The organism is Streptomyces sp. NPDC085481 (genome assembly GCF_044541845.1).
Classification (GTDB): Bacteria; Actinomycetota; Actinomycetes; order Streptomycetales; family Streptomycetaceae; genus Streptomyces.
The window spans coordinates 70,132-92,766 of the sequence record NZ_JBITTJ010000002.1 but is presented as its reverse complement, the minus strand read 5'-3'; the positions used below and the strand labels follow the sequence as shown (position 1 = coordinate 92,766).

General features: G+C 71.0%; 18 protein-coding genes and 1 riboswitch. Of the genes, 8 read left to right on the top strand and 10 right to left on the bottom strand.

Annotation, left to right across the window (positions count from 1 at the left end; genetic code table 11):
* Window positions 1-145 precede the first annotated feature (145 nt).
* Together ACIGEZ_RS06255 and ACIGEZ_RS06250 are read left to right on the top strand one after the other, a co-directional pair.
* Window positions 146-910 (top strand): IclR family transcriptional regulator, encoded by a 765-nt coding sequence (locus tag ACIGEZ_RS06255; RefSeq protein WP_399826452.1) that lies wholly within the window; start codon window positions 146-148, stop codon window positions 908-910.
* A 137-nt stretch (window positions 911-1,047) separates the two neighbouring features.
* Window positions 1,048-1,482, top strand: a complete 435-nt coding sequence (locus ACIGEZ_RS06250; protein WP_399826450.1) for an SsgA family sporulation/cell division regulator — start codon at window positions 1,048-1,050, stop codon at window positions 1,480-1,482.
* Window positions 1,483-1,497: 15 nt separating this feature from the next.
* Here ACIGEZ_RS06250 and ACIGEZ_RS06245 read toward each other — a convergent pair whose 3' ends face one another.
* Window positions 1,498-2,946 (bottom strand): YibE/F family protein, encoded by a 1,449-nt coding sequence (locus ACIGEZ_RS06245; protein WP_399826447.1) that lies wholly within the window; start codon window positions 2,944-2,946, stop codon window positions 1,498-1,500.
* Between the two features lie 72 nt (window positions 2,947-3,018).
* A riboswitch (TPP riboswitch) is annotated at window positions 3,019-3,134 on the top strand.
* On the opposite strand from ACIGEZ_RS06245, the gene thiC reads away from it, so the two are divergent.
* Window positions 3,128-4,903: a phosphomethylpyrimidine synthase ThiC gene (gene thiC, locus ACIGEZ_RS06240; protein ID WP_399826444.1), complete on the top strand. Its 1,776-nt coding sequence runs from the start codon at window positions 3,128-3,130 to the stop codon at window positions 4,901-4,903. It overlaps the preceding riboswitch by 7 nt.
* Window positions 4,904-5,005: 102 nt before the next feature.
* On the opposite strand, the gene ACIGEZ_RS06235 is transcribed toward thiC, so the two are convergent.
* The 3 genes from ACIGEZ_RS06235 to ACIGEZ_RS06225 form a co-directional block, all read right to left on the bottom strand.
* Entirely contained in the window at window positions 5,006-5,788 is a 783-nt protein-coding gene (locus tag ACIGEZ_RS06235; RefSeq protein WP_399826441.1) for a hypothetical protein, read from the bottom strand.
* A 160-nt stretch (window positions 5,789-5,948) separates the two neighbouring features.
* Entirely contained in the window at window positions 5,949-7,211 is a 1,263-nt protein-coding gene (locus ACIGEZ_RS06230; protein ID WP_399826439.1) for a metallophosphoesterase, read from the bottom strand.
* Window positions 7,212-7,505: 294 nt separating this feature from the next.
* Window positions 7,506-8,612, bottom strand: coding sequence for a LacI family DNA-binding transcriptional regulator (locus tag ACIGEZ_RS06225; RefSeq protein ID WP_046908646.1), 1,107 nt, complete (start codon window positions 8,610-8,612; stop codon window positions 7,506-7,508).
* Window positions 8,613-8,970: 358 nt separating this feature from the next.
* Between ACIGEZ_RS06225 and hisC the strand changes: the two genes are divergently transcribed.
* On the top strand, window positions 8,971-10,068 hold the full coding sequence (gene hisC / locus ACIGEZ_RS06220; protein ID WP_399826435.1) for a histidinol-phosphate transaminase: 1,098 nt from the start codon (window positions 8,971-8,973) through the stop codon (window positions 10,066-10,068).
* Here the strand turns inward: hisC and ACIGEZ_RS06215 are convergent.
* Complete coding sequence (locus ACIGEZ_RS06215) at window positions 10,065-10,451, bottom strand: cyclophilin-like fold protein (protein ID WP_399826433.1); 387 nt, start codon at window positions 10,449-10,451, stop codon at window positions 10,065-10,067. The two genes, hisC and ACIGEZ_RS06215, sit on opposite strands and share 4 nt — an antisense overlap.
* Window positions 10,452-10,652: 201 nt before the next feature.
* Between ACIGEZ_RS06215 and ACIGEZ_RS06210 the strand changes: the two genes are divergently transcribed.
* The 4 genes from ACIGEZ_RS06210 (at window position 10,653) to ACIGEZ_RS06195 (ending at window position 18,652) form a co-directional block, all read left to right on the top strand.
* Window positions 10,653-12,161, top strand: coding sequence for a cytochrome ubiquinol oxidase subunit I (locus ACIGEZ_RS06210; protein WP_399826430.1), 1,509 nt, complete (start codon window positions 10,653-10,655; stop codon window positions 12,159-12,161).
* A gap of 18 nt (window positions 12,162-12,179) precedes the next feature.
* The gene (gene cydB, locus ACIGEZ_RS06205; protein ID WP_399826427.1) at window positions 12,180-13,181 is read left to right on the top strand and encodes a cytochrome d ubiquinol oxidase subunit II; all 1,002 of its coding nucleotides are present in this window, start codon (window positions 12,180-12,182) and stop codon (window positions 13,179-13,181) included.
* 79 nt (window positions 13,182-13,260) lie between these two features.
* Window positions 13,261-16,920 (top strand): thiol reductant ABC exporter subunit CydD, encoded by a 3,660-nt coding sequence (cydD, locus tag ACIGEZ_RS06200; protein WP_399826424.1) that lies wholly within the window; start codon window positions 13,261-13,263, stop codon window positions 16,918-16,920.
* Between the two features lie 19 nt (window positions 16,921-16,939).
* On the top strand, window positions 16,940-18,652 hold the full coding sequence (locus ACIGEZ_RS06195; RefSeq protein WP_399826422.1) for a GAF domain-containing protein: 1,713 nt from the start codon (window positions 16,940-16,942) through the stop codon (window positions 18,650-18,652).
* On the opposite strand, the gene ACIGEZ_RS06190 is transcribed toward ACIGEZ_RS06195, so the two are convergent.
* The 5 genes from ACIGEZ_RS06190 to ACIGEZ_RS06170 form a co-directional block, all read right to left on the bottom strand.
* On the bottom strand, window positions 18,649-19,509 hold the full coding sequence (locus ACIGEZ_RS06190) for a Cof-type HAD-IIB family hydrolase (RefSeq protein WP_399826419.1): 861 nt from the start codon (window positions 19,507-19,509) through the stop codon (window positions 18,649-18,651). The two genes, ACIGEZ_RS06195 and ACIGEZ_RS06190, sit on opposite strands and share 4 nt — an antisense overlap.
* Window positions 19,510-19,600: 91 nt before the next feature.
* Window positions 19,601-20,503 (bottom strand): LLM class flavin-dependent oxidoreductase, encoded by a 903-nt coding sequence (locus ACIGEZ_RS06185; protein ID WP_399826416.1) that lies wholly within the window; start codon window positions 20,501-20,503, stop codon window positions 19,601-19,603.
* A 49-nt stretch (window positions 20,504-20,552) separates the two neighbouring features.
* Window positions 20,553-21,011 carry a hypothetical protein gene (locus tag ACIGEZ_RS06180; RefSeq protein WP_399826414.1) on the bottom strand — a complete coding sequence of 153 codons (459 nt, stop codon included), beginning with the start codon at window positions 21,009-21,011 and terminating at the stop codon, window positions 20,553-20,555.
* A 29-nt stretch (window positions 21,012-21,040) separates the two neighbouring features.
* Entirely contained in the window at window positions 21,041-21,583 is a 543-nt protein-coding gene (locus tag ACIGEZ_RS06175) for an RNA 2'-phosphotransferase (protein WP_399826412.1), read from the bottom strand.
* An 89-nt stretch (window positions 21,584-21,672) separates the two neighbouring features.
* The gene (locus tag ACIGEZ_RS06170) at window positions 21,673-22,620 is read right to left on the bottom strand and encodes a MerR family transcriptional regulator (protein ID WP_399826410.1); all 948 of its coding nucleotides are present in this window, start codon (window positions 22,618-22,620) and stop codon (window positions 21,673-21,675) included.
* Between the last annotated feature and the right edge of the window lie 15 nt (window positions 22,621-22,635).

Sequence of the window (22,635 nt, the reverse complement as noted above, 5' to 3'; positions counted from 1 at the left end):
CTGCTACTACATTGGTAAAGCTCTGCCGCCCCGGGACAACAGGCGTAGATCTCCCACCGGTTCCAGGCCGCGGCGGGCGCGCGGGGGCGGCCCCCGCGGGCGGGTGCGACGCACTCGTCGACACGCCTGGGGGTGACCTTTGGCCATGGCTTCGCAGCCCGCCGCTCCTACCCTGATCGGCTCGGTGCAGCGCGCGCTGAGACTACTGGAGGCCGTGGGCTCCCATGAGGACGGAGCCCCCGCCAAACAGCTCGCGCGCGAGGCGGGACTCCCGCTTCCCACCGCGTACCACTTGCTCCGCACCCTGACGCACGAGGGCTATCTGCGTCGCGAGAAGGGTGTGTTCGTCTTCGGCGACGCCGCCGGCCGTCTGGTCGGCGGCGGAGTTCTGCAGAATCGTCGCACCAAGATCGAAAAATCTCTCGCGCACTGGCGGGACGTGATCGGCGTCCCCGTCTACTTCGCGATCTACCGCGAGGGTGAGATCGAACTCGTCGCCGTCGCCGACACCCCCTCGTCCCCCGCCGTCGAGGAGTGGGCCGACTTCCGGGAGACCGGCCACGCGCACGCCATCGGGCAGTGTCTGCTCAGTCAACTCGATCTGAAGAGTCGTCAAGACCACCTCGACCGTCATCCGGTGGATGCCATCACGCCGTATACGGTGCGTAACCGCCGTGCCTTTTTGGATCGTTTGGGCGGAATGGGGCGAATGGAGCCCCTGGTGGAGCGTCAGGAATATGCGCTGGGCACGGTCTGTGCCGCCATCCCCATCACGGCGGGGTCCACGGCGGCCGCGGTGGCGATTTCCCTCCCCCTTCACCAGGAAGAACGGTTGCTGCCCGCAGTCGAATGGCTACGCAATGAGATCGGAAGGCTCTTCAGTTCCCTCGCGCTCTCTATCAGTATCTGAAAAATCACTCCTTGTGATCTGCTAGTGCGTGCACCACGATTGCGTCAAGAGGGCCATGGGGGATCATTCCTGGCCGTTTCGACCACAGCTTTCAGCAGAGTGTTTACACAACTGCTCCACCGACTGCGGGGTACATGATGCGAGAGACGGTTCAGGCCGAGGTCCTGATGAGCTTCCTCGTCTCCGAGGAGCTCTCCTTCAGGATCCCGGTGGAACTGCGATACGAGACCCGTGACCCCTATGCGGTGCGGATGACCTTCCACCTGCCCGGAGACGCTCCGGTGACCTGGGCGTTCGGGAGGGAGCTGCTGCTCGACGGGATCAACCGGCCCAGCGGGGACGGTGATGTGCACATCGCCCCGACCGAGCCCGAGGGCCTCTCCGATGTGATCATCCGGCTCCAGGTCGGCGCCGACCGCGCCCTGTTCCGGGCGAGCGCGCCCCCGCTGGTCGCCTTCCTCGACCGTACGGACAAGCTCGTCCCGCTCGGTCAGGAACGGACACTGGGTGACTTCGAGGACCACCTGGAGGCGGCACTCGGCCGGATTCTTGCGGAGGAGAACGCGGGCTGACGACGTCCCCGCACGTCACTTGGCCCGTCGCCGGCGTCCGCCCCCGCCGGCTCGGCCGGCCCGTCCGGCCCGTCCGGCCCGGACCGACCCCGGCTCGGTGGTCCCCGGGCGGTCGGCGGAGACCACCAGCGCCGCGAGTCCGGTGGTGACCGGGACCGAGGCGACCAGGCCGATCGACCCGACCAGCGTGCGGACGATCTCCACCGCCACCAGTTCGCTGTTGGCCACCGTCCCCACGCTGCTCTGGGCGATCGAGAACAGCAGCAGGAGCGGCAGCGCGGCACCGGCGTACGCGAGGACCAGGGTGTTCACCACCGACGCGATGTGGTCGCGGCCGATCCGGATTCCGGCCCGGTAGAGCGCCCGCGGCCCCATGCGCGGATCGGCCTGGTGCAGCTCCCAGACGGCGGAGGTCTGGGTGACCGTCACGTCGTCGAGCACGCCGAGCGAGCCGATGATGATGCTGGCGAGCAGCAGACCGGACATGTCGATCTGCGGGAAGAGCCCGTGGATGAGACCGGTGTTGTCGTCCGTGTTGCCGCTGAGTGAGGCCCAGCCGACGAAGAGCGAGCCGAGCAAGCCGATCAGCAGCAGCGACACCAGCGTGCCGAGCACCGCGACCGAGGTACGGGCCGACAGCCCGTGGCACAGGTAGAGCGCGATCAGCATGATCGTGCTCGATCCGACGACGGCGACCAGCAGCGGATTGGACCCCTGCAGGATCGCCGGGAGGATGAAGAAGGTCAGCACGACGAAGCTCGCGGCGAGCGCGATCAGCGCCATCACCCCGCGCATCCTGCCGACGAGCACGACCGCGAGCGCGAAGATGCCGGCGAGCAGGGCGATCGGCAGCTTCCGGTTCACGTCCGTGACCGAGTACTGCAGGTCGCGCGGCGCGTCGGGCGCGTACGCGACGACCACCCCCTGTCCCTCGTGGAGCTGCCGTGGAGCGTCGGGCTGCACGATCTCGGTGAAGGTACGGCCCTTGTTCGGACCGGTGGTGACGACGACGGTCGCCTTCGCGCACCGGCCCTGCTGGGCGTTGACCGCCTCGCGCCCCTCGGGGGTCGAGGTGTCGCCGGTCGGCGGGACCTGAGCGGCGTTCACGTCCTTGCAGTCGACGTGTTCGACGGAGCTGACCTTGCCCTGCTCGGTCTGCCGGTCGAAGCCGACCCCGGTGCGCTCGTGCGCGGGGGCGCCACCCGGCCACAGCACCGCGAGCCCGACCACCACGGCGGTGGCGAAGGGGATCAGGACCGCGGCGATGACCTTGCGCAGATGACGCGAGACGGGCGCGGCCGGACCGTGGCTGTGCGAGTGGCCGTGGCCCCCGTGTCCGTGGCCGCCGTCTCCGTGGCCGCCGGGCCCGTTGCCGGACTGTCCGTGGCCGCCGTGTCCGTCGCCGACGTGCCCGTCCTGCCCGTCGTGGCCGTGTGGTTCGGGGGTCTGCTCGGTGGAAGTCACCGACCGATCATCGCAAGAACGTAGAGAGACCCACTGTTCAGCACGCCAGGGATGGCGCTAGCGTGGTGACACCTTTGCACACGCGGGAGCTCGGAGCACCGGGCTGAGAGGGCGCTGACGATTCGCTGCGCCGACCGCCGAACCTGTTACCGGGTAATGCCGGCGTAGGGAGATCGGTCTCATGACCATTCAGGATGCACACACGCCTGCCTCCAGCCAGGGCGAGCGCACGCCGGGCTGGCACAAGGGATACGTCGAGGGCTCACGCCCCGACCTCCGGGTGCCCGTCCGTCAGGTGCACCTCACCAACGGCAAGGACGTGACGCTGTACGACACGTCCGGTCCGTACACCGACCCCACCATCGACACCGACGTACGGCGCGGTCTGCCGCCGCTGCGCGAGAACTGGATCATCGGCCGCGGCGACACCGAGGAGTACCCGGGCCGCCCGGTCCGCCCCGAGGACGACGGCATCAAGCACACCTCGCCGCGCGGCGGCGGTCTGAAGAACCTCGACGCGGTCTTCCCCGGCCGTCCGCGGCTGCCCCGCCGGGGCCGCGACGGGCAGGCGGTGACGCAGCTCGCGTACGCCCGCCGGGGAGAGATCACCCCGGAGATGGAGTACGTCGCGATCCGCGAGAACGTCTCCCCCGAGGTTGTACGGGAGGAGATCGCGGCGGGTCGCGCGGTGCTGCCGGCGAACGTCAACCACCCGGAGATCGAGCCGATGATCATCGGCAAGCGCTTCCTGGTGAAGGTCAACGCCAACATCGGCAACTCCGCGGTCACCTCCTCCATCGAGGAGGAGGTGGAGAAGATGACCTGGGCGACCAAGTGGGGCGCCGACACGGTCATGGACCTGTCCACCGGCCGCAACATCCACACCACCCGCGAGTGGGTGCTGCGCAACTCCCCCGTGCCGATCGGCACCGTGCCGCTCTACCAGGCCCTGGAGAAGGTCGACGGCAAGGCCGAGGAGCTGACCTGGGAGATCTACAAGGACACGGTCATCGAGCAGGCCGAGCAGGGCGTCGACTACATGACGGTGCACGCCGGCGTGCTGCTCCCGTACGTGCCGCTGACCGCCCGCCGCAAGACCGGCATCGTCTCGCGCGGCGGCTCGATCATGGCCGCCTGGTGCCTGGCGCACCACCAGGAGAACTTCCTCTACACGAACTTCGAGGAGCTCTGCGAGATCCTGGCGGCGTACGACGTCACGTACTCGCTCGGCGACGGCCTGCGGCCCGGCTCGATCGCGGACGCCAACGACGCGGCGCAGTTCGCCGAGCTGAAGACCCTCGGCGAGCTCAACACCATCGCCAAGCGCCACAACGTGCAGACGATGATCGAGGGCCCGGGCCATGTCCCGATGCACAAGATCAAGGAGAACATCGACCTCCAGCAGGAGATCTGCGAGGAGGCGCCGTTCTACACGCTCGGCCCGCTGACCACGGACGTCGCGCCCGCGTACGACCACATCACCTCGGGCATCGGCGCGGCGATGATCGCCTGGTGGGGCACGGCGATGCTCTGCTACGTCACACCCAAGGAGCACCTGGGCCTGCCCAACCGCGACGACGTGAAGACCGGCGTCATCACGTACAAGATCGCGGCACACGCGGCGGACCTGGCGAAGGGCCACCCGGGCGCCCAGGAGTGGGACGACGCACTGTCCGACGCGCGCTTCGAGTTCCGCTGGGAGGACCAGTTCAACCTGGCCCTCGACCCGGACACGGCCCGCGAGTTCCACGACGAGACGCTGCCGGCGGAGCCCGCGAAGACGGCGCACTTCTGCTCGATGTGCGGCCCGAAGTTCTGCTCCATGAAGATCTCCCAGGACATCCGCCGTGAGCACGGCGGCGACCTGAAGGCGGAGGAGATCGAGGCGGGCATGGCCGAGAAGTCGGCGGAGTTCGCGGCGTCCGGCAACCGGGTCTACCTGCCGATGGCGGAGTAGCCGCCGGGAGCTGCCCGGTACGGGACCGGCCCGCGAGCCACGGGGGGAGTCGCGGGACGGTCCCTTTCTGCTGTGTGCTGCTCCGGCCGCTCTGCTGCGGGGCTATTCCGGCCCGTGTTCCGGCGGGGCGTAGTCCGGGCTGGTGAAGTCCGGGCTCGTGAAGGTCGGGCGGGGGGACGGGGAGCCTTCGTTGGGGCTGGTGAAGTCCGGGCCGCTGTACCCGACCTTCGGTATGCGGCCGGCCGGCGGCTGGTGCTGTTTCGGGAGGGACGGCGGCGGCGGGGCGGCCAGGGCGTCGCGGAGGAAGGGCAGGATGCCGCGGTCCAGGAGGGCGCGGCACCAGGCTTGCCGGGCGCGGGAGAGTTCGTCGTCCGGGTCCGGGGCCGGGACTTCCGTGGCGCTGTTGCGCAGCGCCGTCACCAGCAGGCCGGCGGCGGCGCAGAGCAGGCCGGCCGCGGCGACGGCGCCGAAGAGGAGGCCCGCGGTCAGCAGGGTGTCGGCGAAGGCGGGCGCAGGGTCCAGCATCTTCAGGACCGCGCCGACCAGGAGGAGGATCACCGCCGCGGTGCCGGCGAGGATCGGGGCGAGGACGGTGACGATCGCGACGACGCCCGCGCCGCCCGTGTCGCTCAGCACCTCGCCCGTCCCGCTCGTGGAGCGGACCTGTTCGCGGACCTTCACGAAGTGGTCGTACTCGACCGCCGCGGCGGTCGTGATGAGCGCTGTCGCATTCAGCGCCATCGAGCGCAGCTGTGCCGTCGTGAGCCGGGTCCCGACCTCGGTGAGATCCGGCCGTTCGTGTGCGTTGCGCAGTGCGTCGTCGAGGACCCGCTCGAACTCGGCGCGGTCCTCGGTCAGCAGGTGCGGAGCCACGTTCATGTGCATCCCCCGATGCTCCGTAGGGCCTTCGGCGGCCGTGGTGAACGGCCCGTTGGGCGGAAACGGAGGAGAGCCTGCTACGGATGAGCCGATGGTATTGCGGTTACGGCACGCGGTGACAGGGTGTTTCGGGAAATCGACTTCCCCGGATGCGTAGGGTTATGCGTCAGGCGGGCAGCGGGAGTTGAACGACCAGCAGCTTTCCGGCCATGGTCACGCCGCCGTCCATCGCGATCGCCAGACCGTCCGCGTACACGTGCGGTCCGTCGACGACCGGGCGGTCGCCCTCCTCGCCGTCCTCCGTGCCGACCTGGCCGAGGAGGTACGGGATGGGGCTGTGGCCGTGCACGATCCGGCGGCCGCCGTAGGTGCCGAGCAGCTCCTGCACGGCGTGCGGGCCCGCGGCCTCGTCGCGGAAGGCGAAGCGCTTGGTGAACTTCCGGAACAGGTCCCAGACCTCGTCCGCGTCGTTCCGGTTGAGGATCTCGTGGACGGTGTCGTTGACGTCCGCGATGGTCTGGCCGTACTCCAGATATGCGGTGGTGTCCGAGTGCAGGAGCAGGTGCCCGTCCTCCTCCACCACGGCGTCGAGCCGGGACATCCACTGGAGGTGGACGTCCTGGAGCCGGTCCATGTCGTGCTTCTGGCCGCCGTTGAGCAGCCAGGCGGCCTGGAAGGTGGCGGTGCCGGCGCCCGAGCTGACCGGGGTGTCGCCGAACCGCTTGGCGCCGATGAGCAGCAGCTCGTGGTTGCCCATGAGGGCCTTGCAGTAGCCGCCGGCGGCCGCGGCCTCGGCGGACAGGCGCATCACGAGGTCGATCACGCCGATGCCGTCGGGCCCGCGGTCGGTGAAGTCGCCGAGGAACCACAGACGGGCGTTGCCCGCGGCCCAGCGGCCGTTGTCGTCGATCAGGCCCTGGGCGTGCAGCGCGGCGATGAGCTCATCCAGATAGCCGTGGACGTCGCCCACGACGTACAGCGGGCCGGTGCCGCCGTCGCCGGTGGGTGCGGGCCGGGGGACGGGGGTGACCTGCACCTGGACGGTGTCGCCGCGGTTGATGACCGGGAGGTCGCGCTCGGTCGGGGTGTAGCCCTCGGGCGGCTCGTCGTCGGGGTACGCGTTCCCGGGGTGGCCGCTCGCGACGGCGCCCAGCGGGACGGTTCCCGTCGGGGCGGTGCCCATGGGCACCGAGCCCGTGGCGTCTCCCGTGGCGACCGAGACGATGGAGGAGCCGCCGCCCAGGTGGAGCGTGGCGTCGGCGGGCACGGGGGCGGCGGGTGCCGCGTGAGCCACGGAGGCCGCGGGGACCTCGGCGGGGAAGGGCTCCACCGCGTGCCCCTGGACGGGCACCCGGGCATACGGAGGTACACGGAAGTCACGCAACGTCGCCGTGCGCACCACGGGTTCCTGCCCGGCCCCCTGTGTCATCGACCCCTCCACCACCTTCGCGATGCCCTGCACATCGCGGACCGGCCTGGTCGGGGTGGTCCGCGGTGTCGTCCGCCCATCATAGGAATGAGGTTCCTCCTGTGTGACGCACCAGGGGTGGTGAATCCGGGTCCACTCCGGGTTCACCGGTTGTTTCGCCCGAATTGAGAAGGTACAGACCGGGGATGTGGCCGGGCCGCACCGAGGTTTGCCCTCGACGCGGCCCAGAAGCTGCCCCCGATGCTGCCCTTTGAAGTGCCCCCTAAAGGAGCTCCCCGGCCTTTCGACCCCGGCTCAGTCCTTCGAGGGAGATCGCGGCGGGCTGACCGTCGTCCGCGGTGAGCGCCTCTGCGAGGAGGTGCGGACGATCAGCTCCGTCGGTATCACCTGTTCGACCGGTCCGTCCGTCTCGATCCCCTCGATGGCGTCGATGAGGAGCTGGACGACGGCCGTGCCGATCCGGCGCGGCTTGAGCGAGAGGGTCGTGATGGGTGGTTCGGTGTTGGCGTAGACGGTGGATTCGCTGCAGCAGACCAGCAGCAGGTCGTCCGGCACCCGCAGCCCGTAGCGGCGGGCGGCCGCGAGCAGGTCGGTGCCGTTCGGGTCGAACAGCCCGTACACGGCGTCGGGGCGGTCCGGGCGGGCGAGCAGCCGGTCGGCCGCGACGGCGCCCGCGCACGGGTCGTGCGCCGGATAGGCCTCGTAGACGGGGTCCTGGCCGACCCGCTCGCACCAGTTGAGGTACGCGGTGGTGGAGAGCCGGGTGTAGGTGTCGGTGGTGGTGCCGGTGAGCAGGCCGATCCGGCGGGCGCCTGCGGCGGCGAGATGGTCGAGGAGATCGAGGACGGCCGCCTCGTGGTCGTTGTCGACCCAGGCGGTGACCGGCAGGGTGCCGGCGGGCCGGCCGTCGGATACGACGGGTAGTCCCTGGCGGACGAGTTCGGTGACGACGGGGTCGTGGTCGGAGGGGTCGATGACGACGGTCCCGTCGAGCGCGACGTTCGACCAGACGTCGTGACGGGAGGTGGCGGGCAGGATGACCAGGGCGTAGCCGCGCGCGAGCGCGGCCGATGTGGCGGCTCTGGCCATCTCCGCGAAGTACGCGAATTCGGTGAAGGTGAAAGGTTCATCCCCGTACGTGGTCACGGTCAGGCCGATGAGTCCCGACTTGCCGGTACGGAGCGTTCGGGCCGCTGCCGACGGGCGATAGCCCAGCCGGTCTGCGACCTCGCGGACGTGACGGCGGGTGGCGTCCGGGAGCCGGCCCTTGCCGTTGAGCGCGTCGGAGACAGTCGTGATGGAGACCCCGGCGGCGGCGGCCACGTCCCGGATGCCCGCTCGGCCCTGCCGGCTTCCCCGGGTCTGTGCCCGGCTCACCTGGTGCTTCCCTGCTGCTGTCATGGCGAGCCGATAGTAGGGCGAGGGCGGTGGGTTGGGCCGGTCGCATATTCACGCGTTGACAGGCACGTTTCTGCATGATCATTAATGCCCAATGACCTTTGAAACCAAGTAAGTTGGGGCCATTTCCATGGGACCTGCGGTCCCCGGTACCCATGAGCCTGGCGAGGGGGCGAGGTCTCGAAGAGGTCTCAACTCACCTCTACGGGGGATGCGCGCCACGGCGCTCGCCACCAGCGCACGCCACCCCTGGGCGCGCTCCCCCTGTTGCCGCTCCGTTGTCCACAGCCCATTCGCAGGGGAGCCGAATCCTCATAAGGTGAGGAGCATTGGTGGTACGGACGGTCGAGGAGGCCACACTGTGAGCGAGACCAGCGGGACGAGCACCGGCAGCCCGAAGCTGCGCGCAGAGCTGGACGGCATCCCCACCTACAAGCCGGGCAAGCCGGCCGCCGCGGGCGGACCGGTCGCCTTCAAGCTCTCCTCCAACGAGAACCCCTATCCGCCGCTGCCGGGTGTGATGGAGAGCGCGCTGGCCGCGGCCGCGAACTTCAACCGCTACCCGGACCTGGCCTGTACGGGCCTGACGGCCGAGATCGCCGAGCGCTTCGGCGTCCCGCTCGCCCACGTGGCCACGGGCACCGGCTCGGTCGGGGTGGCGCAGTCCCTGGTGCAGTCCACCTCGGGCCCGGGCGACGAGGTCATCTACGCCTGGCGCTCCTTCGAGGCGTACCCGATCATCACGCGGATCAGCGGGGCGACCCCGGTGCAGGTGCCGCTGACCGACGGCGAGGTGCACGACCTCGACGCCATGGCCGAGGCGATCACCGACCGAACCCGGCTGATCTTCGTCTGCAACCCGAACAACCCCACGGGCACCGCGGTGCGCCGTGCGGAGCTGGAGCGCTTCCTGGACCGGGTGCCCTCCGACGTCCTCGTCGTGATCGACGAGGCGTACCGCGAGTTCGTCCGCGACACCGAGATCCCGGACGGCGTGGAGCTCTACCGTGACCGGCCGAACGTGGCGGTGCTGCGGACCTTCTCGAAGGCGTACGGCCTGGCCGGCTTGCGGGTCGGCTTCGCGATCGCCCATGAGCCGGTGGCGGCGGCGCTGCGCAAGACGGCCGTGCCCTTCGGCGTCAGCCAGCTCGCGCAGGACGCGGCGGTGGCCTCGCTGCGCGCCGAGGACGAGCTGCTCGGGCGGGTCGGCTCGCTGGTGGCCGAGCGGGCGCGGGTCCATGCGGGGCTCGTGGCCCAGGGCTGGACCGTGCCGGAGACCCAGGCGAACTTCGTCTGGCTGCGGCTCGGCGAGCGGACCATGGACTTCGCGGCGGAGTGCGAGCGGCACGGCGTGGTGGTGCGTCCGTTCGCGGGCGAGGGCGTCCGGGTCACGATCGGTGAGACCGAGGCGAACGACCTGTTCCTGAAGGCGGCGGAGGGCTTCCGCAAGGAGGCCTAGTCCACCTGGGCCACCGCCTCCACGCGGATCGGGTCGCCGTCCCGCACGGTGGCCAGGATCCGAGGGTCACCGTCGAGCGCGCCCAGGATGTTGCACGGGCTCGCCAGCCGCGGTTCGTCCCCGCGCGAGATGGGCGTGGGGCCGTAGGGGAGGGCGAGTGCGTCGCCCTCCGTCCAGAACGCCACCGTGCCGGGGGCGACCACCTGTCGGGCGTCGGGCTCGACGGCGACGGAGACCGGAGTGTCGAAGTAGACCTCCTCGCCCCAGGTCCGGGCGGTGGAGACGATCGGGAGAGCCCCCACGAGCGCCTTGCTCGTGGGGGTTTCGTCGAGGGTGGCCGTGGCGTGGCCGGCGGGCCATGAGATGCGTATCCGAAGGGTCATGGCCCGGATTCAACAATATGTTGAAGGTCTTGGGAAGGGGTGGCTTTCGGTAGGGGGACCCCGACTGAAGGTGCGGATTTCGTATGAGCCATAATGCTTGTGAATGTGAACGCGTTCACAAGCGTGGCCCTGTTTCTCCCTGGATGGGTGGGATTAAAGGGGCAAACTGCCGATGTGACCACGGCGATGTAAGGAGATGACGTGGACCTCGCTCTGGCGCCGGAGACTCTGGCGCGCTGGCAGTTCGGCATCACCACCGTCTACCACTTTCTCTTCGTCCCCATGACGATCTCCCTCGCGGCACTCACCGCCGGTCTCCAGACCGCCTGGGTGCGCACGGAGAACGAGAAGTACCTCAGGGCGACCAAGTTCTGGGGCAAGCTCTTCCTGATCAACATCGCCATGGGTGTCGTCACCGGCATCGTGCAGGAGTTCCAGTTCGGCATGAACTGGTCCGACTACTCTCGCTTCGTCGGCGACATCTTCGGCGCCCCGCTCGCCTTCGAGGCACTGATCGCCTTCTTCTTCGAGTCCACCTTCATCGGCCTGTGGATCTTCGGCTGGGACAAGCTTCCCAAGAAGATCCACCTTGCCTGCATGTGGATGGTCTCGATCGGCACGATCCTGTCCGCGTACTTCATCCTCGCGGCCAACTCCTGGATGCAGCACCCGGTCGGCTACCGCATCAACGCCGAGCGTGGCCGCGCCGAACTCACCGACTTCTGGCAGGTGCTCACCCAGAACACCGCCCTCACGCAGTTCTTCCACACCATGACGGCGGCCTTCCTGGTCGGCGGCGCCTTCATGGTGGGCGTCTCCGCCTTCCACCTGGCGCGCAAGAAGCACATCCCGGTGATGAGGACCTCGCTGCGGCTCGGCCTGATCACCCTGATCATCGCGGGCCTCGGCACCGCGATCAGCGGTGACCTGCTCGGCAAGGTCATGTTCAAGCAGCAGCCCATGAAGATGGCCGCGGCCGAGGCGCTCTGGGACGGCGAGGCACCCGCCCCCTTCTCCGTCTTCGCCTACGGCGACGTCGAGAAGGGCCACAACACCGTCGCCATAGAGATCCCGGGCCTGCTGTCCTTCCTCGCGAACGACGACTTCAGCTCGTACGTCCCGGGCATCAACGACGTCAACAAGGCGGAGCAGGAGAAGTTCGGCCCCGGCGACTACCGGCCGAACATCCCGGTCGCCTACTGGGGCTTCCGCTGGATGATCGGCTTCGGCATGGCTTCGCTGGCCATCGGAATCCTGGGCCTCTGGCTGACCCGCAAGAAGTTCATGCTGGCACCGGGGCTGCGGACCGGTGACGACGAGGTGCCGCATCTGGTCCTGTTCAAGCGGAAGGCGCTCAACCCCCGCCTGACCAAGTGGTACTGGATCATCGCCCTGTGGACGATGGCCTTCCCGCTGATCGCCAACTCCTGGGGCTGGATCTTCACCGAGATGGGCCGCCAGCCGTGGGTCGTCTACGGCGTGCTGCGCACACGTGACGCCGTGTCCCCCGGGGTCTCCCAGGGCGAGGTCATCGCCTCGATGACGGTCTTCACCCTCCTCTACGCCGTCCTCGCCGTGATCGAGGTGAAGCTGCTCGCCAAGTACGTCAAGGCCGGCCCGCCCGAGCTCACCGAGGACGACCTCAACCCGCCCACCAAGATCGGCGGGGACCACCGCGACCCCGACCGGCCGATGGCCTTCTCGTACTGAGGCTGAGGAGATCGAGGCATGGAACTCCACGACGTCTGGTTCGTACTCATCGCCGTCCTCTGGACCGGCTACTTCTTCCTCGAGGGCTTCGACTTCGGGGTCGGCGTCCTGACCAAGCTGCTGGCCCGCGACCGCACCGAGAAGCGGGTGCTGATCAACACCATCGGCCCGGTCTGGGACGGCAACGAGGTGTGGCTGCTCACAGCCGGCGGCGCCACCTTCGCCGCGTTCCCCGAGTGGTACGCAACGCTCTTCTCCGGCTTCTACCTGCCGCTGCTGATCATCCTGGTCTGCCTGATCATCCGAGGCGTCGCCTTCGAATACCGGGTGAAGCGGCCCGAGGAGAACTGGCAGCGCAACTGGGAGCAGGCCATCTTCTGGACCTCCCTGATCCCCGCGTTCCTGTGGGGTGTGGCCTTCGGCAACATCGTGCGCGGAGTGAAGATCGACCGCGAGATGGAGTACGTCGGCACGTTCTGGGACCTGCTCAACCCGTACGCCCTCCTGGGCGGACTGGTCACGCTCACCCTCTTCACCTTCCACGGCACGGTCTTCGCGGCGCTCAAGACGGTCGGCGACATCCGCACCAGGGCGCGGGTGCTCGCGCTCAGGCTGGGCCCGGTCACGGTGGCGCTCGCACTCGCCTTCCTCATCTGGACCCAGGTGGACAAGGGCGACGGCTGGAGCCTCCTGGCGATGGTGATCGCCGCGGTGGCGCTGGTCGGGGCGATCGGGGCGATCCGGCTCGGACGCGAGGGCTGGTCGTTCGCGCTCTCGGGCGTCACGATCGTGGCAGCGGTGGCGATGCTTTTCCTGGCGCTCTTCCCGAACGTCATGCCCTCGTCGCTCGACCCCGCGTGGAGCCTGACGGTGACCAACGCGTCGTCCAGCCCGTACACGCTCAAGATCATGACCTGGTGTGCGGCCATCGCGACCCCGCTCGTGCTGCTCTACCAGAGCTGGACCTACTGGGTCTTCCGCAAGCGGATCGGCACACAGCACATCGCCGAGGCGCACTAGCGGGCCTCTCCAGGCAGCCCTCAGCCCTCTCCAGGCGGCGCTGTCCCGCCGGCCCTCACCCAAGGGGAGCATGTTTCACGTGAAACCGATCGATCCGCGGCTCATGCAGTACGCCAGGGCCACCCGCGGCTTCCTCGCGGCCGTGGTCGTCCTCGGCCTCGTCGGGGCGGCGCTGGTCATCGCCCAGGCGATGCTCATCGCCGAGGTCGTGGTCGGGGGCTTCCAGAAAGGTCTGTCGGTTTCCGGGCTCACCACGCCCCTGCTGCTGCTCGCTGGCGTGGCGGCGGGGCGCGGGCTCGTCGCCTGGCTGACCGAGCTCGCCGCCCACCGGGCGAGCGCGGCGGTCAAGTCCGAGCTGCGCGGCCGGCTCCTCGCGCACGCGGCGCGGCTCGGACCGGGGTGGCTGAGCGGTCAGAGGGCCGGTTCGCTGGCCGCGCTCGCGACCAGGGGGGTGGCCGCGCTCGACGACTACTTCGCTCGCTATCTGCCCCAGCTGGGGCTCGCTGTGGTGGTTCCGGTGGCGGTCCTCGCCCGGATCGTCACCGAGGACTGGGTCTCGGCCGCCGTCATCGTGGTGACGTTGCCACTCATCCCGGTCTTCATGATCCTTATCGGCTGGTACACCCAGGCCCGGATGGACCGTCAGTGGAAGCTGCTGTCCCGGCTCTCCGGCCACTTCCTCGACGTGGTGGCCGGCCTGCCGACGCTCAAGGTCTTCGGCCGGGCGAAGGCCCAGGCCGAGAACATCCGGTCGATCACCGCGGACTACCGGCGGGCGACCATGCGCACGCTGCGGATCGCCTTCCTCTCCTCCTTCGCCCTGGAACTCCTGTCGACCCTGTCGGTCGCCCTGGTCGCGGTCGGCATCGGCATGCGACTGGTCCACGGAAGCCTGGACCTCTACACCGGGCTCGTCATCCTGGTCCTCGCGCCCGAGGCGTATCTGCCGCTGCGACAGGTGGGGGCGCAGTACCACGCGGCCGCGGAGGGGCTGGCCGCCGCCGAGGAGATCTTCGAGGTCCTGGAGAACCCGGTGCGGGCCGGCGGTACGGGGGCGGTGCCCGACTCCGTACGGCTTGAGCTCGACCGGGTGACCGTACGTCACGAGGGGCGCTCCGAAGCTTCGCTGGAGGCCGCTTCGCTGACCGTGGAGCCGGGGGAGACGGTGGCCCTGGTGGGGCCGAGCGGCGCCGGCAAGTCGACGCTCCTCGACGTGGTGCTCGGGTTCACGAAGCCGGAGGAGGGCGGCACGGTCCGGGTCGGCGGCGCGGACCTGGCCTCGCTGGACCCGGAGGAGTGGCGGGCGCGGATCGCCTGGGTGCCGCAGCGGCCGTACTTCTTCGCCGGGACGATCGCCGAGAACGTCCGCCTGGCCCGGCCGGACGCCTCCGGCGAGGCGGTATGGCAGGCCCTGCGGGACGCGGGTGCGGACGGATTCGTCGCGGAGCTGCCGGAGGGCGCGGACACGGCCCTGGGGGAGGACGGCGCCGGTCTGTCGGCCGGGCAGCGTCAGCGGCTCGCCCTCGCCCGGGCGTTCCTGGCCGACCGTCCACTGCTGCTCCTGGACGAGCCGACCGCCGCGCTCGACGGCGAGACCGAGGCGGCGGTCGTCGACGCCGTCCGCCGCCTCGCGGTCGGCCGCACCGTGCTCCTGGTGGTCCACCGGCCGGCGCTGCTGGCGGTCGCGGACCGGGTGGTACGGATCGGGGGCGGCGGCCCGGCGGCGCTGTCCGGCCCGGACGCCGAGGCGGGTTCGGCGGTGAGCGCGGCCGTCAGCGCGGCGGCCGCGGGCGACTCCCCCGCCGCCCCGGCCCTCCCCGCCGCCCCGGCCCTCCTCGACGCCCCAACCCTCCTCGAGACCCCTGTCCGGCTCGACTCCCCGGCCCGCCCCGACACCCCTGTCCTGCTCGACTCCCCCGACCTCCCCGGCTCCCCCGCCGGTCCCGCAGCGCCGGACTCCCCCGCCCGCTCGGTGTTCGGGCGCGTGCGCGCCATGGCAGGGGAGCTCAAGGGGCGGATGGCGCTCGCCCTGCTGCTCGGCAGCCTGGCGCTCGGCTCCGCCGTCGGACTCATGGCCGTGTCCGGCTGGCTGATCTCCCGGGCCTCCGAACAGCCGCCCGTGCTCTATCTGATGGTCGCCGTCACCGCCACCCGCGCCTTCGGGATCGGCCGGGCGGTCTTCCGCTACGCCGAGCGGCTCGTCTCGCACGACGCCGTCCTGCGGATGCTGGCCGACCTGCGCGTCGCCGTCTACCGGCGCCTGGAGCGGATCGCCCCCGCCGGGCTGCGCCGCACCCGTCGCGGCGACCTGCTCGCCCGGCTGGTGCAGGACGTCGACGCGCTGCAGGACTACTGGCTGCGCTGGCTGCTCCCGGCGGGCGCCGCGCTCGTCGTCGGCGCGGGGTCGGTCGGGTTCACCGCCTGGCTGCTGCCCGAGGCCGGTGCCGTGCTCGCCGTCGGCCTGCTGGTCGCCGGAGTGGCCGTGCCGCTGCTCGGCGCCGCCCTCGCCCGCCGCGCCGAGCGTCAGCTGGCCCCCGCGCGCGGCGCGCTCACCACCACCGTCGTCGACCTGCTGCGCGGCTGCGCCGAACTCACCGTCGCCGGAGCCCTGAAGGGCCGCGTCGAGCGGGCCGCGGCGGCCGATCGCACCCTCACCTCCATCGCCTCCCGGCAGTCCGCCGCCACCGCGCTGTCCGCCGGGCTCTCCGCCCTGGTCTGCGGTCTGACCGTCGCCGCGGCCGGGCTCGCCGGTGTGCAGGCGGTACGCGAAGGGCGGCTGGACGGTGTGGCCCTCGCCGTCGTCGTGCTGACCCCGCTCGCCGCCTTCGAGGCCGTCACCGGACTCCCCCTGGCCGTCCAGTACCGCCAGCGGGTCCGGCGCAGCGCCGAGCGCGTCTTCGACGTGCTGGACGCGCCCGTGCCCGTACACGAGCCGGAGGCGCCGGCCACGCCGCCGGCGGGCCCGTTCCCGCTGGAGCTCGTCGGGCTCACGGCCCGTCACGCGGGGCAGGACCGGCCGGCGCTCGACGGCTTCGGGCTCACCCTGGAGGCCGGGCGGCGGGTCGCCGTGGTCGGCGGGTCCGGCTCCGGCAAGACCACGCTCGCGCAGGTGCTGCTGCGCTTCCTGGACGCCGAGTCCGGCACGTACCGGCTCGGCGGCACGGCGGCCACAGCGCTCGACGGGGACGACGTCCGCCGCTTCGTCGGCCTCTGCGCGCAGGACGCCCACATCTTCGACAGTTCGCTGCGGGAGAACCTGCGGCTCGCCCGGCCCGGTGCGGACGACGCGGCCCTGCGCGCCGCGCTCGGCCGGGCCCGGCTCCTGGAGTGGGTGGACGGGCTGCCGGACGGGCTCGACACCCTCGTCGGCGAGCACGGCTCGCGGCTGTCCGGCGGGCAGCGCCAGCGCCTCGCGCTCGCCCGGACGTTCCTCGCCGACTTCCCGGTGCTCGTCCTCGACGAGCCGGCCGAACACCTGGACCTGGCCACCGCCGACGCGCTCACCGACGACCTGCTGCGGGCCACCGAGGGCTGCACCACCGTCCTGATCACCCACCGTCTGCACGGCCTCGACGCCGTCGACGAGGTGATCGTCCTGGACCGGGGCCGTACCGTGCAGCGCGGGCCGTACGCGCGGCTCGCGGCGGCCGACGGGCCGCTGCGGCGGATGCTGGAGCGGGAACGGGAGAGCGATCTGCTGCTCACGACGGCGAACACCCCGACTTTTCTCTCCAAATAGGACTTACTAGGCTCAGGGCATGACCGCCGCAGTGCCCGACGCCCCGGACCCGCTCGAAGCCGCGACCCAGGCGACCCGCAGCCTCCACGGGCTGTCCACCGAGCTCACGGCCCGCGTGCCCCAGCTCCTGGAGGCCATGCGATCCGTCGGCACCGGCCTGGAGCTGCACTCCACGCTGGACCGGATCTGCGAGACCGCGGCCGAGCTCGCCGACGCCCGCTACGCCGCCATCGGCGTGGTCGACGAGGAGGGCGACGGCCTCTCCGACTTCGTCACCTACGGCGTCGACGAGGACGTGGCCCGCCGCATCGGCCGCCGCCCCGACGGGCACGCGGGGCTGCTCGGCGCGCTCATCCGGGACCCGCAGACCATCCGGCTCACCGACCTTTCGGCCGATCCGCGCGCGGCCGGATTCCCGCCGGGCCACCCCCCGATGCGGAGCTTCCTCGGCGTCCCGATCCGGGTCCAGGGCGAGATCTTCGGCAATCTCTACCTCGCCGAGAAGAACGGCGGAGGCGACTTCAACGACTACGACGTCCACATGGTCCGGGTGCTCGCCACCGAGGCCGGGATCGCCATCGGCAACGCCCGTCTGTACGAGGCCGCCCGGCAGCGCGAGCGCTGGATCGACGGCTCGGTCGCCGTCACCACCGCCCTGCTCTCCGGCGGCGACGCCGACGACGCCCTGACCGTGGTCGCCGAGCAGGCCCGTCGGCTCGCCGACGCGGCCGTCGGCATCGTGCTGCTGCCGGCCGAGGAGGGCGGCCTGGAGATCGTCGCGGTCTCCTCGCCCCGCCCCACCAAGTGGCTCGGCGTGGTCATCCCGCCCGAGAGCCCCGTGGTGGAGCAGTTGATGGAGGGCGAGGCGGTGTTCGTCACCGACGCCTCCACCGACGTACGGATGATCCACCGGCTCTCGGCCCAGTACGGGCCCGCGATGCTGCTGCCGTTGCAGAGCGGCGGCCGGGTCCTGGGCGCGCTCGCCACGCCGCGGGCCCGCGGCGCCCGCGAGTTCACCGAGGCCGAGCGAACCCTGGGCACGCAGTTCGCCTCGCAGGCGGCGTTGGCCCTGATGATGGCCGAGGCGCAGCGGGACAGGGAGCGGCTCGCGGTCTTCGAGGACCGCGACCGGATCGCCCGCGACCTGCACGACCTGGTCATCCAGCGGCTCTTCGCCACCGGGATGATGCTGGAGAGCGCCCAGCGCAAGTCGGTCGTGCCGGCGGTGCAGGACGGCGTCGGCAAGGCCGTGGACGAGCTGGACGTGACCATCCAGGAGATCCGTACCGCGATCTTCGCGCTCCAGCAGGGGCCGGCCGAGGCGCCTTCGGGGCTGCGCACCCGGGTGCTGCGGGAGATCAACATGGCGGCCGTGCCGCTCGGCTTCAAGCCCGCCCACCGTTTCCTCGGCGCGATCGACGCGACCGTCGCCGAGCTCACCGGAAAGAACCTCGTCGCCGCCCTGCGCGAGGCCCTGTCCAACGCCTTCCGGCACGCGGGAGCGAGCCGGATCGAGGTCGTCGTGGACGCCACCGTGACCCTGCCGGACGGCACGGCGGGCGTCCGGCTCTCGGTCGCGGACGACGGCGTCGGGCTCCCCGAGGGCGGCCGGCGCAGCGGGCTGCGCAACCTGGCCCGCCGGGCCGAGTCGCTGGGCGGCGCGAGCTGGTGCGGCCCGGGGATCGGCGAGGACGGCGGTGGTACGACGGTGGTGTGGGAAGCCCCGCTCTAGCGCTCCCGTACGGCTTCGGCCACGAGCTGTTCGATGACGACGGCCACGCCGTCCTCGTTGTTGCCGACGGTGCGGCCGGAGGCGGCGGTGATCACGTCGGGGTGGGCGTTGCCCATCGCGTACGAGAGGCCCGCCCAGCTGAGCATCTCGATGTCGTTGGGCATGTCGCCGAAGGCCGCGACCTCCTCGGGCGCGATGCCGCGCTGGGCGCAGCACCGGGCGAGGGTGGAGGCCTTGGAGACGCCGAGACCGCTGATCTCGATGAGGGCGGTGGGGCTGGAGCGGGTGAAGGAGGCCAGGTCGCCGGCGGCCCCGCGGGCCGTGGCGAGGAAGGCGTCGGGGTCGAGCTCGGGGTGCTGGGCGAGCAGCTTGAGTACGGGGGCTGCGGCGCCGGGCGCCTCCTCGAACAGGAGCTTTTCGGCGGTGGCGACGGTGGCGCCCGGATCGAGGAAGAAGGGCGGGTACTCCGGCTCGTAGTGGATGCCGGTGGTGAGCTCGACCGCGAAGGAGGTGCCGGGGGCGGCCGCGCGCAGCGCGTGCACGACCTCCAGGGCGACCGGCCGCTCCAGCGGGCGGACCTCCAGGAAGGTGCCGCCCGCGTGGAGGTCGACGACCGCGGCGCCGTTGGCGCAGATCGCGAGGCCGTGGCCGTGGACGTGGTCGCTGACCACGTCCATCCAGCGGGCTGGGCGCCCGGTGACGAAGAAGACCTCGATGCCGGCCTGCTCGGCGGCGGCGAGCGCCGCGACGGTGCGCTCCGAGACGGACTTGTCGTCCCTCAGCAGGGTGCCGTCGAGGTCGGTGGCGATCAGCCGGACGGCCGGGGTGTCGGGGCGCGCGGAGTGGGGTGAGGTCACCGATCCATTCTTCCGCACAACGTGCACGGGCGTGCGAGGGGGCGCACATCTGAGTATGGGCATGTGGCCCCCGTGCGGCGCTTCCCGAGGCTCAACCCAGCTGGGCGACGGCCTCGGTGGCGATCTTCTCGAAGACGGCCTCGTCGGCGGCGAAGTCGGAGTCCGGGATCGGCCAGTGGATCACGATCTCGGTGAAGCCGAGCTCCTGGTGGCGGCCGGCGAAGTCGACGAAGGCGTCGAGGGAGCCGAGGATCGTGTTCTGCTCGGGGGTGAAGCCGGTGAGCAGGATCTTGTCCAGTTCCGCCGGGTCCCGGCCGATGTCCGCGCAGGCCTTGCCGAGCTTGTCGAGCTGACCGCGGATCGCCGCGAGCGACTGCTCCGGGGTGCCCGCCTCGTACAGCTTCGGGTCGCCCGTCGTCACCCAGCCCTGACCGTGGCGGGCCGCGAGCTTCAGGCCGCGCGGGCCGGTCGCCGCGACGGCGAACGGCAGTCGGGGGCGCTGGACGCAGCCGGGGATGTTCCGGGCCTCGACCGCCGAGTAGAAGGTGCCCTCCTGGGTGACGGCGTCCTCGGTGAGCAGCCGGTCGAGCAGCGGCACGAACTCGGCGAAGCGGTCCGCGCGCTCCCGCGGGGTCCAGGCCTCCTGGCCGAGGGTGGTGGCGTCGAAGCCGTTGCCGCCGGCGCCGATGCCCAGCGTGACGCGGCCGCCGGAGACGTCGTCGAGGGAGATGAGCTCCTTGGCGAGGGTGACCGGGTGCCGGAAGTTGGGCGAGGTCACGAGCGTGCCGAGGCGCAGCCGCTCGGTCGCCGTGGCGGCGGCGGTGAGCGTGGGCAGCGCGCCGAACCAGGTGCGGTCCCGGAAGGAGCGCCAGGACAGGTGGTCGTAGGTGTAGCCGGCGTGGAAGCCGAGCTCTTCGGCCCGCTGCCACTTGGCGCGGCCGCCCTCGTGCCAGCGGTCGACAGGAAGGATCACGGTGCTCAGGCGCAAGGTCATACCCACGAGCCTACGTCCGTCCCACGGGTCCCACGGTGCACTCCCGCGGTCAGCGGACGTTGCGGGAGAGCCAGGGGGTCAGGGTGCTCGGGAGGATGAGTTCCTTGTACGTCTCGTCGCCGGGCAGCGGCACGACGAGCCGCCAGCCGGGCGGGAAGAACCGGCCCTTCACGTGGGCGAGGCCGCCGTAGACGGCGCGGAGGAAGGCGGGGACGGTGTCGCGGGGGATGTCGTCGAAGGCGACGTCCTCGACCGTGATCCTCGCGTCGTCCTCGGGGTAGAGGCGCACGGAGACCGACGGGGTGCCGCCGAGTTCGACGAAGGCCTCGTGGGGGAGGGAGCCGTCCGGGTCGAGGACGGCGAAGGCGCCGGCGGAGGTGCGGCGTGAGGTCTGGTCGGCGCCTATGTCGTCGGTCACGATCATCTCCAGGTCGTACTCCTGGGCGATCTCACGGACGGCGGCGACGGCGGACTCGGTCGTGGGCAGGTGCTGGTGCGGGGATCCCATGGCAACGATCATGCCCCAGCGTTCAGGCCTCAGGGGAAGCGGATGAACTCCGGTGGTACGGCGTCGGTGAGCCAGACCCCGTTGGCACTGACGTGGAAGACGTGGCCCGCCCGGTGCATCGCCCCCGCGTCCACGCCGAGCACCACGGGGCGGCCGCGGCGGGCGCCGACCCGGGTGGCGGTCTCTCGGTCGGGCGAGAGGTGGACGTGGTGGCGGGCCATGGGGCGCAGGCCCTCCGCCCAGATGGCGGGGAGGCTGGCGGCGACCGTACCGTGGTAGAGGTACGCGGGCGGCTCGGCCGGCGGCAGGTCCAGGTCGACCCGGACGGTGTGGCCCTGGCTGGCCCGGATGCGGGTGCCCTCGATCGCGAAGCGCTTCTTGTCGTTGGCGGCGACGACGTGGTCGAGCTCGGCGCGGGTGATCGGGAAGCCGTGGTCTGCGGCGGCCCGCAGCAGGGCGTCGATCTCGGTCCAGCCGTGCGGGTCGAGGACGAGCCCGATGCGTTCGGGCTGGTGGCGCAGGTGCTTCGAGAGGTACTTCGACACCCTCACGGTGCGTTTCTCGTCATTCATGAATTCATTGAAGCCCCAGGTTTGATCCACAGCCAAGTGGGTTTATCCACAGGCCAATTGACGGTTCTGTGGACAACGGTTGTGGATCTTCAGGTGACTTGGTCAATTTGGGCGGTATGTTCGGCATTTGAGGCAAGAGTGTCCAATGTTCGCGTCTGCACCTCTCGTTCGGCTGCCGCAGCGATGAACGCCGACACGTTGTCCACACCAACGAGCCGCTGAACCGCCCGAATCGTCTCGGGCGGGAGCACCACCGCCCGCGGCTCGTCCTCCCTTACGGCGGGCGCGTCCGGTGAGAGGTGCTGCTGTAGGTGGCGGGTCGCGAACAGGCGCATCGCACGGGCGAGTTCCGCGTCCACCGTCTGCTGGGCGAGGGGCCTGAGGCGCCGCACCATGGTCGCCGCCTCGGCCGCGTCAGCGTCCGTCGGCGGACGGTGCTCCAGGTAACGGGCGAAGACATGCTCGGTCGTGAACTCCAGGAAACGGGAGGCGATGTGCTCGACCTGGCCGCGAAGTTCCCGCAGATGGCCCGTGATCGCGGACAGCGGCACGCCCGCCGCGTGCAACTCGGCGGCCACCGCCAGCTCTTGGGGGCTCGGGACCAGGAACTCCTCGGCCTCCCGGTCCGCGATGCGCTCCAGGACGCCGAGCTCGATCGCCTCCCGGACGGCCTCCTCGTCGGGCCGGCCGCCGAACCGCGCGTCGAGCTCGGCCCGCGAGATCCGGTCCGCCTCCTCGTCCGTCCACGGGCCGTCGACCTCGGCGACCAGACCGAGCACCCCGCCGAGACCCCGCCCGGCGTCCCAGGCCTCCAGGAGCTCCTTGATGGAGGCCAGGGTGTAGCCGCGGTCCAGCAGGTCCGCGATCTGGCGCAACCGGGCCAGGTGGGTGTCCCCGTACACGTTCGACCGGCCGCGCCGCTCAGGGCGGGGCAGCAGGCCGCGGTCCTGGTAGGCACGGATCGTCCGGACCGTGGCCCCGCTGTGATGGGCCAGATCCTCGATCCGGTACTCCGGCTGTGCTGACTGCTCGGACAAACCCGCTCCCACCCG